Origin of the sequence: Streptococcus alactolyticus, assembly GCF_042649785.1 — a bacterium.
Lineage (GTDB): Bacteria > Bacillota > Bacilli > Lactobacillales > Streptococcaceae > Streptococcus > Streptococcus alactolyticus.
In genome coordinates, this window is the sequence record NZ_JBHRZX010000037.1 from 40,771 (window position 1) to 53,453 (window position 12,683).

Annotated in this window: 8 protein-coding genes; all 8 read right to left on the reverse strand. The window is 42.5% G+C overall.

All coding sequences use genetic code 11. The features are described 5' to 3' along the window. Positions 1–50: 50 nt before the first annotated feature. The 8 genes from ACFORE_RS07450 to galT all read right to left on the reverse strand — a co-directional run bounded on the left by ACFORE_RS07450 (position 51) and on the right by galT (position 12,682). Positions 51–4,445 carry a PolC-type DNA polymerase III gene (locus ACFORE_RS07450; RefSeq protein WP_154454158.1) on the reverse strand — a complete coding sequence of 1,465 codons (4,395 nt, stop codon included), beginning with the start codon at positions 4,443–4,445 and terminating at the stop codon, positions 51–53. Between the two features lie 195 nt (positions 4,446–4,640). Further along, positions 4,641–6,497 carry a proline--tRNA ligase gene (locus ACFORE_RS07455; RefSeq protein ID WP_264879653.1) on the reverse strand — a complete coding sequence of 619 codons (1,857 nt, stop codon included), beginning with the start codon at positions 6,495–6,497 and terminating at the stop codon, positions 4,641–4,643. Positions 6,498–6,629: 132 nt separating this feature from the next. Then, positions 6,630–7,892, reverse strand: coding sequence for an RIP metalloprotease RseP (gene rseP, locus ACFORE_RS07460; RefSeq protein ID WP_154454104.1), 1,263 nt, complete (start codon positions 7,890–7,892; stop codon positions 6,630–6,632). Between the two features lie 87 nt (positions 7,893–7,979). Further along, positions 7,980–8,774, reverse strand: a complete 795-nt coding sequence (locus ACFORE_RS07465; RefSeq protein ID WP_235280683.1) for a phosphatidate cytidylyltransferase — start codon at positions 8,772–8,774, stop codon at positions 7,980–7,982. An 11-nt stretch (positions 8,775–8,785) separates the two neighbouring features. Further along, the gene (locus tag ACFORE_RS07470) at positions 8,786–9,535 is read right to left on the reverse strand and encodes an isoprenyl transferase (RefSeq protein WP_235280685.1); all 750 of its coding nucleotides are present in this window, start codon (positions 9,533–9,535) and stop codon (positions 8,786–8,788) included. 147 nt (positions 9,536–9,682) lie between these two features. After that, positions 9,683–10,048 carry a preprotein translocase subunit YajC gene (gene yajC / locus ACFORE_RS07475; RefSeq protein ID WP_235280686.1) on the reverse strand — a complete coding sequence of 122 codons (366 nt, stop codon included), beginning with the start codon at positions 10,046–10,048 and terminating at the stop codon, positions 9,683–9,685. Positions 10,049–10,204: 156 nt separating this feature from the next. Continuing rightward, on the reverse strand, positions 10,205–11,203 hold the full coding sequence (gene galE / locus ACFORE_RS07480; protein WP_154454108.1) for a UDP-glucose 4-epimerase GalE: 999 nt from the start codon (positions 11,201–11,203) through the stop codon (positions 10,205–10,207). Between the two features lie 9 nt (positions 11,204–11,212). After that, positions 11,213–12,682 (reverse strand): UDP-glucose--hexose-1-phosphate uridylyltransferase, encoded by a 1,470-nt coding sequence (gene galT / locus ACFORE_RS07485; RefSeq protein ID WP_264879641.1) that lies wholly within the window; start codon positions 12,680–12,682, stop codon positions 11,213–11,215. Position 12,683: the final 1 nt, after the last annotated feature.

The window sequence follows — 12,683 nt, forward strand, 5'->3', positions numbered from 1 at the left end:
ACGAAAAAATGAACAAAATGCCTTTGCTCGTTTTTAGGGACGCTTAACATCTATAAAAAGTCATCAAATAAACTTAATTGGTTATCTTCTGGCATGTTGCCAAGAATGCCCATTTCGTCCATTTTATCAACCAATGTAGCAGACACGCCACCACGTTTTCTGAGTTCCATTTTTGAGAGAAATTCGCCCTCTTCACGCGCTTTGACAATTTGTTTGGCAACGTTTTCACCCAATCCATCCATGGCAATAAATGGTGGTATCAAGGTGTTGCCGTCAATGATAAACTCAGTTGCATCGCTACGGTAAAGGTCTAATTGACCAAAGGTGTAGCCACGCTCAAGCATTTCATTGACCAATTCCAAGGTGGTGTATAGGTCGATTTCCACGTTAGAGGCTTCGTTGGCCTTGCGTTTGGCAGCAATATCCTCCATGCGTTCTTTCACCGCATCAAGACCTGCACTCATGGTTTTAAGCTCAAAAGCCTTGGCACGAATTGAAAAGTAGGCACAGTAATAATACAAAGGATAATGTACCTTGAAATAAGCCACGCGGAGCGCCATCAACACATAAGCCGCTGCATGGGCTTTAGGGAACATGTACTTGATTTTTCCACAAGACTCAATGTACCAGTCAGGCACATGATTGTCACGCATGGCAGTGATATAGCCATTGCGCTCTTCGTCTGAAATTTTCAACCACATGCCCTTACGCACGCGCTCCATAATGGTAAAGGCCATTTTTGGCTCCAAACCTGCGTGCATGAGGTAAACCATGATATCGTCACGACATCCGATAACGGTTTTTAGAGTCGCAATGCCCTCTTTAATCAAATCTTGGGCATTTCCCAACCAAACGTCAGTACCGTGTGAAAGCCCTGATAACTGGAGCAATTCCGCAAAAGTGGTCGGATGGGTTTCTTCGACCATGCCTCGAACAAAGTTAGTCCCAAACTCTGGAATTCCCAGCATACCTGTCGGCGTTCCAATTTGTTCTGGTGTGACACCAAGCACCTCTGTACCAGAAAAGAGGGCCATGACATCGGGATCATCCGCTGGAATGTCTTTGGGATCAATGCCTGACAAGTCCTGTAATTTTCGAATCATGGTCGGATCATCATGACCGAGAATATCGAGTTTCAAGACGTTTTCATCGATATCATGGAAGTTAAAGTGCGTGGTCTGCCATTCCGCTGACAAATCATCGGCTGGGTATTGAACAGGGGTAAAATCGTAAACATCCATGTAGTTTGGAATAACGACTATCCCTCCTGGGTGCTGTCCTGTCGTCCGTTTGACACCAGCTGCGCCTTGTGCCAAGCGTTCCACCTCAGCTTCAGGGTAGAATTTACCATAATCACGCTCATAGCCTTTGACAAATCCGTAAGCCGTCCTATCCGCAACAGTACCAACGGTTCCTGCACGAAAGGCATATTGTTCCCCAAAAATATCACGCACATCCAAGTGAGCAGATGGCTGGTCGTCCCCTGAGAAGTTCAAATCAATATCGGGTACCTTGTCCCCATCAAAACCAAGGAAGGTTTCAAAAGGAATGTCGTGGCCATCTTTTTTGTAACGAGTGCCGCATTCTGGGCAATCTTTATCTGGCAAATCATAGCCAGACCCCACGGAACCATCTGTGATGAATTCTGAGTGTTGGCAATTTGGGCAGACATAGTGCGGAGGCATAGGATTAACCTCGGTAATCCCAATCATGGTCGCCACAAAACTTGACCCAACAGACCCACGCGAACCTACCAAGTACCCACGCTCATTGGAACGGATAACCAGCATCTGTGACGCCAAGTAAATCACGGCAAAGCCATTCCCCAAAATAGACGTCAGTTCTTTTTCAATCCGCAAATCAATGATATCGGGCAATGGGTTGCCGTAAATTTCAAAGGCTTTTTGGTAGGTCATCTCCGCCACGCGCTCTTCGGCTTTATCAAGGAAAGGCGTGTACAAATCTTTTTTGACCACTTCAATCTCTTCAAAACGGTCTGCAAAAGCATTGGTATTGGTTATGACGATATCATAAGCCAACTCCTCACCCAAAAAGGCAAACTCATCCAGCATTTCATTGGTGGTGCGGAAATGAGCCTTAGGCAGTGGAGCAGGCTTGGCATCTTCACCACGACCGATAGGACGGTTAATCATGGCCCCTTGCCCTAAGCTTCGGACAATAATTTCACGGTAAATCTCATCCTCAGGCTCGATATAGTGCACATTTCCCGTCGCTAAAACGGGCTTTTTCAAACGGCGGCCTACCTCGATCAAATCCCGAATGACCTGATGAATGCCTTCTTCGTCCTTAATGGTGCCATGAGCCAGCAAAGGAGCATAAATAGCTGGCGGCATCACTTCGATAAAATCATAGTATTGTGCCACCTTGACCGCTGCATCAACCCCCGATGACAAGACCGCATCAAAGACTTCTCCTTCCGAACAAGCCGTTCCTACAAGCAAGCCCTCGCGGTGAGCATCTAAAACTGTTCTTGGAATACGCGCCACACCTTTAAAATATTTCACATTTGACAAACTGACCAGCTTGAACATATTTTTCAAACCTGTTTGGTTTTGCACGTAAATAGTGGCGTGCTTGACACGGGCTTTTTTGTAAGAATCCTCAGCAACCAGCTTGGTGTTTAAATCCATCATATTGGTCAAACCGTGCTTCTCACGGGCTTCCTTCAAGAAAATAAAGAGCAGGCGACCCGTAGCTTCCGCATCGTAATTGGCCATGTGGTGATGCTCAAGCGATACTTGGAAACGCTTGGTCAATGGTCCCAAACCATGGCGTTTGTACTCTGGATAAAGATTGCGGGCGAATTCCAGCGTGTCAATGACAGGCTGGGTAATCGTTGGCATACCGTGACGCTCATAGTTCGCATTCATAAAACCAACGTCAAAGGTGGCATTGTGAGCAACGAGAATGGTATCCTTGCAGAAATCTTGGAACATCTGCAAGACTTGTTCAATTGGTTTAGCATTGCGGACATGATTATCCGTAATCCCTGTCAACTCAGTTGTAAAGGCAGATAAATGGTGCCCTGGATTGATAAATTCATCAAATTGCTCGACGATATTGCCCTTGTACATCTTAGACGCCGCAATCTGAATCAAATCGTTATTGACCGCAGAAAGTCCTGTGGTTTCCACGTCAAACACGACATAAGTCGCTTCGTTTAGGTCCAAATCAGCAGGATTGTAAGCAATTGGCACCTTGTCCTCAACGATATTGGCTTCCAAGCCAAAAATCGCCTTAATTCCATTTTTCCTAGCCCTATGATAACCATGCGGGAAACTTTGCACATTGCCGTGGTCGGTAATGGCAACAGCCTTATGCCCCCATTTCGCAGCAGTATCAATCAATTCTTCCACGGTTGGCAAGGCATCCATGGTGGACATATTGGTATGAGCGTGAAATTCCACTCGTTTTTGACCTTCTGGCATGAGGTCCTTGCGCTCATGGTGCACAATTTCTTTGACATCTTGCACATTCATGGTCAAGGCATGGGTGAATCGGTTGTTTTCCACATTTCCACGCACACGCAACCAAGCACCTTTGGCAATCATATCGTATTTTTTCAATTCATCATCGTCTTTAGCCCATTTTTGCAAGGCAAAGCTAGAGGTGTAGTCTGTCATTTTGAAATTGATGATGTGGCGGCCTGTTCGTGTGGTCTTTTTCTCCACATCAAACACCATTCCCTCAAAGACGATACGATTTTCTTCCGTGGTCACTTCGACCATTGGCGTGATTTCAGCCTTTTCAAATCCTGCTTGACGCTGTTTAGCACGTTCTCTAAAGTCAGGGGCTGGTTTTGGTGCTTCTTCAACTGGCGGTATGGTTGCTTCTAATGATTTCACGGCTTCACGGTTGTCCTGCACCGCTTTTTCCACTATAGCCTCACGATTAGAAGTAAAATCCTCCGTCAAGGCTTGCGTCATTACCTCATCCGAATGAATATCAAAAGCCACCCGACCAAAGCCAAAGGCTTCAAATTGACGCGTGAGATTGGGCAGATGATTTTTGCGAAAATGCCCATTGTTGACAAAAGCTGGCGCTTCAATCACCACTTTTTGCCCATCATAAGCCACTTTTAATTTGCTAAAAGACGCTTTAAAACTCGCACTGTCACAAGGTGCGTGTTCAAAAGCCTCCTCATAATAAGCTTGCAATAAGGGTTGTGAAAAATCAACCGTTTCTGCTTGAATGTCAAAGGTCGCCTTAATATCGGCTTGTTTGAAGGTCTGAACCAAACGATAAGACAGTTCACGGTAGATTTCAATAGGCAAAATTTCTGCAAATGAAAAATGGAATTCCCAAAGGCGAGAAACAGAATGCACCTTGACCTCACGAATATCGGCAGATGAAAAAGCAGGCGATTGTCGCATTTCAAGCGGCATCTCAATTTGCTCCATCAATTTCTTAAACAATTCTGACATCATGCGTAAACGACCTCAATTCCAAAAACTAACTAGCCACAAGGACTGAATAAAAGAGGAAACACGTGTCATGTTTCCCTTTGTCAAAAGCGTATTTTTTTCATTTTACCATAAAATAGGACTTTTTTCGATATTAAGCTGCCCCTTTTGGGTAAAGACAAAACAATCTGAACCCAAGGTCCAGATTGTTAAGGATTATTGTTCTTTGGTTAAAATATCAAGGGTTTCAATGAGGTTTTCTACATTGACTTCAATAGTGTCACCAGTTGCCTTGATTTTCACTTCGACGATACCATCTTCAGCTTTTTTACCAACAGTGACACGGATTGGCAAACCAATAAGGTCGCTATCTGAGAATTTAGAACCAACGCGTTCATTACGGTCGTCAACTAAGACTTCGTAACCTTTAGCAACCAAATCTGCTTCAACTTTAGCTGTCAATGCTTGAGCAGCTTCGTCTTTCACATTGACAGTGATGACGTGCACATCAAATGGTGCCAATTCTTTAGGGAAGTTAATACCCCACGCAAAGCGGTAAGCACCTTTTGGTGTTTTCGTCACAAAGAGGCGAGCGTGTTGTTCAATCACAGCTGACAAGATACGGCTAACTCCGATACCGTAGCAGCCCATAATAATTGGCACAGCACGACCATTTTGGTCAAGAATCGTTGCACCCATGCTTTCAGAATAACGCGTTCCCAATTTGAAAATGTGACCAATTTCAATACCACGCGCAAATTTAAGCGTTCCTTTACCGTCTGGTGAGATTTCACCTTCTTTGACTTCGCGAATATCAACGTATTCTGCCTCAAAATCACGACCTGGGTTGACACCTGTTAAGTGGTAACCATCTTCATTTGCCCCAACAACTGCATTTGCCACATCTTGAACATTGCGGTCAGCCACGATACGCATATTTTCTGGCAATTGAACAGGTCCAAGTGAACCAAAGTTTGCTCCAAAGACTTTAACAGCGTCCTCTTCGCTAGCTGGGTCAAGGAAATCAGCCCCAAGATAGTTTTTCAATTTCACTTCGTTGACTTGGTCATTACCAACCAAAAGCGCCACTACAGGCTCATTATCAGCGATGAATAGAAGGGTTTTAATGGTTTGGCTTTCTGGCACGTTCAAGAAAGCAGCCACTTCGTCAATGGTTTTGCAATTTGGTGTTTCCACACGTTGAACGTCTTCTTGAGCAACCACTTTTGTTTTTGGTTTGTATTCGTTGCTTGCCATTTCCAAGTTAGCAGCGTAAGTTGACTCTGTTGAGTAAGCAATCGTATCTTCACCTGATACCAACCATGATGCCAATTCTTTCTTGATATCTTCTAAAACATCTTCAGGAATTTCGTCCATTGAGGCAATCGATTTGTCAAGAACTACCCAACGGTCAAGGTCTGTACGGTCTGGTGTAATCGCCATAAATTCTTGAGAATCTTTACCACCCATGGCACCACCGTCACCGATAATACCTTTGAAATTAAGACCCGCGCGCGTGAAAATAGCTTCATAAGCTTTGCGGTATTCTTCGTAAGTCACATCCAAACCATCGTAATCCGCATGGAAACTATAACCGTCTTTCATGATAAATTCACGCGTACGAAGCAAGCCATTACGAGGGCGTTTTTCATCACGGTATTTTGATTGGATTTGGTAGAGATTTAGTGGCAATTGCTTGTAAGATTTAACCGCATCACGCACCAAGCTAGTGAAGGTTTCTTCATGTGTTGGACCAAGGATAAAGTCAGATTTGTCACGGTTTTTCAATTTATAAAGGTCTTCACCGTAAGTTTCGTAACGACCTGATTCACGCCACAAATCAGCGGTTAAAAGCGCTGGTGCTAACATTTCAACGGCACCGATTTTTTCAAATTCTTCGCGCATAATGGCTTTGAATTTCTCAATCGTACGGTTCGCTAAAGGAAGGTAGGCATAGATACCAGCTGATACTTGGCGAACGTATCCAGCACGAACCATCAAAGCATGGCTAATAACTTGGGCATCACTTGGCATTTCGCGAAGTGTAGGGATAAGCATTTGTGATTGTTTCATAACACGATAATGGCGATTTTCATGAAAATAAGCAAGCTTTTCATCTAACCTTAGCTTACTTATCCTCTTATGGCAAAATCGCCTAAATTCCTTTCCAAAATAATTATAGTAACGAATTGTAGTCAGCTGCCTTTAGAAAAAGACACGCATGATATCATTCCATGTGACCGCAATCATCAAAACAAACAAGATGGCAACTCCTGCCAAGGTAATATACGTTTCTGTTTCTTGTTTTAGCGGTTTTCCTCGAACCATTTCAATCAGATTCATCAAAATTTTACCACCATCCAAAGCTGGGATAGGGATCAAATTGGCAATACCTAAATTCATTGACAAGGTCGCTAACAAATAAACAACAGAGATTAAACCGTTTGATGCGGCTTGGCTAGACGCTTCGTAGATAGCAACTGGGCCACCTAGCTTGTCTAAGCTAAATTGGGAAATCAGGCTTCTCAAGGCACTTAAAATCATTGTCACACTTTGGCCAGCGAGTTTAAAGCCACCTGTCACCTTGTCCCAAAAACCTGTTTTTAGACCAGGGGAAACGCCGATGAAATAACTGCCATTGTTCTTTTTTGGACGAACAGCCACATTTTCAACCGAACCTGATGTGGTCTTGACCGTCACGTCAATGGTATCACCCTCTGACAAATGGTCGGTCGCTTTTGAAACGGCATCAGACAAGTCATCCCAATTTGAAACCTCGTAATTGGCGATTTTTAAAATACGGTCACCACTTTTAACACCAGCTTCCTGCATGGCACCATCTGGCGTCACTTGAATCACGTTAGACGCTGTATTTGGAACCCCACCTTGCATAAAGACAAGGACGATAAAAGCAATTGTTCCTAAAATAAAGTTGTTTAGAGGCCCTGCAAAGTTAGTGATTAAACGTCCCCAAACAGTCGCATTTTGATACTGAACATCAAGGGGAGCGATACGAATTTCCGTGCCGTCCTCTTCCACGATGGTCGCATCATGATCAACGGCGTAAGTTTTGGTTTCGTCCAATACCAAACCAGTGATTTCAAGTTTGTCTTCCAAATCATACGACGTCACATTCATTGGAAGAGCAGTGCGGTCCAATTGTTTTTGCGATAAATTGATACGCGTCACCACACCGTCTGCGTTTAGCGTGAGGCTGGCAGGCGTTCCTGTTTTAATGTCAGTTGTATCCTCACCCCAGCCTGCCATTCGCACATAACCACCTAAAGGCAGGATACGAATGGTATAAGCGGTACCTTCTTTGTCAATATGCGAGAAAATCCTAGGACCCATTCCGATTGAAAATTCTCTAACCAAGATACCAGATTTTTTGGCAAAATAGAGATGCCCAAATTCGTGAACCACCACTAAAATACCAAAAACAATAATAAAGGTTAAAATTCCGAGCATTTGACTCCTTTCCATACGGCAGGAAAAATGATAGAATTCCTATTCTTCTAACAGAACAGGGATTATCAATACCCTATTAAATCGTGTTTAAAATAGACCAAAAAGGTGTATAATTGGGAAAACAAAAATCATTGAATCAAAGCGGTCCAAAATACCACCATGCCCAGGAATCAATCTTCCAGAGTCTTTCACCCCAAAATGACGTTTGATAGCACTTTCCACCAAGTCACCAAATTGCCCAAAAACACTAAATAAAGCAACGTAAAGCAGCATCGCCAACAAATGATGCGGCGCATAAACGGCTTTATCAACCAGCATAAAGACAAGTGATACCACCATCGCACAAACCACACCGCCTAAACTACCTTCGATGGTTTTATTAGGCGATACTTTTGGCAAGAGCTTACGCGTACCAAAACGGCGACCAATCATGTAAGCGCCAATATCCGTCGCCCACACAATAAAGAGGGCAAACAAGACTTTATCCAGACCGCTCATTCGAGCAGCAACAAGATTTTGGAAACCAATACCAACGTAAAGGCTTGAGGCAATCGGATAAGCCGCGTCCTCAAACGAATAGTCATCGCTGTCGATAACCGTTCCTGCTAACAATAAGAAAACCAAAATCCCATAAACTGAGAAACTCGAATCAATCGGCAATGATGGGAAATAGTGGTCCAAAGGCACCGTCAAAACAAAAGCACCCAGCATGGCTAAAGCCCCTTCAAGTGAGAAGAATTCTAGTTCCTTCATGCGTAACATCTCAGCGACACCAATCATCGCTAACAGACCTACAAAAACCTGAAAAGATAAGCCGCCCCACAGTAGAAAAGGCAGAAAAATAACTAAGGCAATTGCCCCCCAAATGACACGTTGTTTCATGTTAGTCCTTTCTATATTCCACCAAAACGACGCTGACGCTCGTTATACGATTCAATAGCTTTCACCAATTCGTCCCCTTTAAAATCAGGCCACAAAACAGGTGTGAAGTAAAACTCACTGTAAGCCGATTGCCAAGGCAAGAAATTGCTCAGACGCAACTCGCCACTTGTTCTGATAATCAAGTCTGGGTCACGATACAAATATGGTAAATGATTGGTCATCAGGTGATTGGCAATCACTTCTTCTGTGATATCATCAGGACTGATATTAGCCTCCAATACTTCTTGCGCAATCATTTTCACCGCTTCTGTGATTTCTGCACGACCACCATAATTCAAGGCAAAATTTAAAATCAAGCCTGAGTTGTGTTTGGTTGTTTCGCAAGCACGATTCAAAGCACCTAAAGTAGCTTCTGGAAGTCGCTTGGTATCCCCAATCACTTGCACCCGAACGTTATTGGCATTCAATTCTGGGACGTATTTATCAAAGAATTCCACAGGTAAATTCATGATGAAGGACACTTCGCTTTCAGGACGTGACCAATTTTCAGTTGAAAAAGCATAAACGGTTAAAATCTTAACACCTAGCTGTAACGCTTTTATTGTGACTTCTTGAAGGGCATCCATTCCCGCTTTGTGCCCCATCACACGAGGCTGCATGCGTTTTTTTGCCCAACGACCATTACCATCCATGATAATCCCGATATGGTTGGGAATCTTATCTAGATGAGGCGTTTTTTCTTTTCTTCTAAAATTAAACATAAAAATTCCTTACCAAGTATATGCTCGTTATATTTTATCATAAAACGCGTATTTTTTCTCTACTTATTACCCAGTTTTACATAGTTTTTACCCACAATCCTCAGGCCAAAAGAAAAAATCAGATGGTTTTTCCACCTGACTTGATTTTTAGTCTTCGCTTTTAACCGCTGTATCAGAATCAGAATCTGCTTCAATAGCTTGATCTTCTTCAACTGGTGTTTCCACTTCTTCGATAACAGTTGTTTCAATGGTATCTTGAGCTGCTTTGTTTACAACACGTTTCAAAGCGCTTAATTCAAAAGTCAAATAAACACCATCAACGTCCAAGACCATTTTTTTGTTATCTGTATCCACTTCGTCAATGATACCGCAAAGACCACCGATTGTAACGATTTCATCGCCTTTATTTAAAGCATTAAGCTGATCTTGACGTTCTTGAGCTTGTTTGCGTTGTGAACGTTGCATAAACCAAAGCAACCCAATCATCACAACCAACATAATAATTGTTCCCATATCTATCCTCCAAAATTATAAGGTCAAATTTTACTATACCAAAATTACCTACCCAACGCAAGAATTGACCGTAAAAATGCCCGAAATCAAGGCGTTTTTCATCCTTTTTCTAGCGTCATAAGAAAGCACCAAGTTTAGACTTGATGCCTTAACATTTTATCTGTCGTTATAGCCATTTGGATGGCTTGAGTGCCATGCCCAAGCAGATGCAATGATTTTTTCAATATCGTCAAATTGAGGTTTCCAACCAAGGATTTCACGCGCTTTATCTGATAATGCGATAAGCGTATCTGGGTCACCAAGGCGACGGTCTGCAAGTTCAGCTGGAATTTCTTTACCAGTTACTTTACGAGCTGCTTCAAGGATTTGAAGGTTTGAAAAACCAGTTGAAGAACCTAGGTTAAAGGCTGTTGATGGGTTACCTTCGCGAAGATATTTTACAGCAAGTAAATGAGCATCTGCCAAGTCAAATGGGTGAACGTAGTCACGCACATTTGTACCATCCGGTGTGTTGTAATCATTACCAAAAATCATGATTTTTTCACGAACACCTTGTGCTACTTGCAAAATAATTGGCAACAAGTGTGTTTCTGGTCCATGGTCTTCACCGATAGAACCATCTGGTTTAGCACCAGCAACATTGAAATAACGAAGTGGGACAAACTTAATGCCATAAGCTTGGTCAGCCCATCTCATAATAGTTTCCATCATGAGTTTACTTTCACCGTATGGATTGATTGGGCGTTGTGGTGTTGTTTCTTTGATTGGAAGCTCATCTGGAATACCATAAGTTGCTGCTGTTGATGAGAAAACAATGTATTTAACACCAAATTCATTCATCACTTCAAGCAATTTAATCATGCCAGCAGTGTTGTTATCAAAGTATTTCAATGGTTTTTCCATTGATTCTGCAACCAATGAATAAGCTGCAAAGTGAATGACAGCATCCACATCAGGATTTTCTGTGAAAACCTTACGCATGAAATCTTGATCAGCAAGATCTCCTTGATAGAATTTTGCGTCAGGATGAACCGCTGCACGGTGTCCTGTCACCAAACTATCGACAACAACAACTTTTTCTTCACCTTTTTCAATTAAACGATCAACCATGTGAGAGCCGATGTAGCCAGCTCCACCAAGCACTAAAATTGACATTTATTTCTCCTATTCTAACCCAATGCTATTTACAAAACGCATAAAGGCTTTTTGACCTTTTTCATCACGTTTGTAAACACCGGCATCTTCTAGAACACGAACAAAAACGTGTCCAACTTCTTCTTGTACAATATTATGCACTGTATCAGCCGTAATATCCGTACGTTTTTTAATCTCATCTGCCCAATCTTTATGATAGTCAGCGATTTCATTATACTGGTTCAAAAGATATTTTTCAACTTCTAGCAGTTCATCTTTCAGACGTGGCGGTAAAATAGCTAACCCCATAACTTCGATAAGTCCAATATTTTCCTTTTTAATGTGTTGCACATCAGCATGTGGATGATAAACACCGTCTGGAAATTCAGCTGTCGTGTGATTGTCTCGAAGAACGATATCCAGTTCAAATTGACCATCACGTTTGCGTGCAATTGGAGTAACTGTGTGATGTGGTGTGTCGCCTGTATAAGCTAATACATCAACACTTTCGTCAGAATAATCGTACCATGCCAAACGAATTTTTTCAGCCAACTCAACCAAGCGTGCCTTGTTTTGACTACGTAAACGAAGCACTGACATTGGCCATTTGACAATACCTGCTGTCACATCAGAATAACCTTTAAAATGAAATTCATTGTCCAGCTCGGCTATTTCCATTGGAAAGACATGACGACCACCTTGATAGTGATTGTGTGTCAAGATTGACCCACCGACGATTGGCAAGTCTGAATTTGACCCAGCAAAGTAACCTGGGAAAATATCGACAATATCAAGTAACTGCGCAAAAGTATTTTTACTGATAACCATCGGCACATGCTCAGTATTTAGGATAATGCAATGTTCATTAAAATAGGCATATGGTGAGTATTGGAAGCCCCATTTTTCATCGCCAAGATTCAAGCGAATGATGCGGTGATTAGCACGCGCTGGGTGATTAATTCGACCTTGATAGCCTTCATTTTCCATACATAACTGACATTTTGGATAAGAAGACGCCTTGGTTAACTTAGCAGCAGCAATTGCTTTAGGGTCTTTTTCAGGTTTTGATAAATTAATCGTAATCTGAATATCACCGTATTGTGACGGCGTCGTAAAGGCAATATTTTTGGCAATTGCAGCGATTTTAATGTAGTCATTACGTTTGCTTAGGTCATAAAAATCTGCGACAGCTTGTTGAGGAGATTTAGCATAAGTGTCCCAGAAACGACGATTCACCTGACTCGGGATTGGTGTGATGAAGTTCATCAATTCAGCACCCAAGCAATCTTTTTCTGCCATTAATTCGCCGACTTTGCCATTTTTTACAGCTAAGTCAACCAACTCTTCTTTGAGAGCAATTAAATCTGTTTCTTGCGTTTCTTGCTCTGCTCCATCCTCACCCACAAGGGCTAGGACACGGTTACGCAAGTAAAACATATCATCTTCTGTATAGTCGCTTGCTTCAATTACCTTAGCGACAAAAGTATCTAAAAGTTTCATT

Bases quoted from the DNA above. Each gene is read 5' to 3' on its own strand.
- ACFORE_RS07450 (WP_154454158.1), bottom strand. From the start codon at position 4,445: ATGTCAGAATTGTTTAAGAAATTGATGGAGCAAATTGAGATGCCGCTT.
- ACFORE_RS07455 (WP_264879653.1), bottom strand. From the start codon at position 6,497: ATGAAACAATCACAAATGCTTATCCCTACACTTCGCGAAATGCCAAGT.
- rseP (WP_154454104.1), bottom strand. From the start codon at position 7,892: ATGCTCGGAATTTTAACCTTTATTATTGTTTTTGGTATTTTAGTGGTG.
- ACFORE_RS07465 (WP_235280683.1), bottom strand. From the start codon at position 8,774: ATGAAACAACGTGTCATTTGGGGGGCAATTGCCTTAGTTATTTTTCTG.
- ACFORE_RS07470 (WP_235280685.1), bottom strand. From the start codon at position 9,535: ATGTTTAATTTTAGAAGAAAAGAAAAAACGCCTCATCTAGATAAGATT.
- yajC (WP_235280686.1), bottom strand. From the start codon at position 10,048: ATGGGAACAATTATTATGTTGGTTGTGATGATTGGGTTGCTTTGGTTT.
- galE (WP_154454108.1), bottom strand. From the start codon at position 11,203: ATGTCAATTTTAGTGCTTGGTGGAGCTGGCTACATCGGCTCTCACATG.
- galT (WP_264879641.1), bottom strand. From the start codon at position 12,682: ATGAAACTTTTAGATACTTTTGTCGCTAAGGTAATTGAAGCAAGCGAC.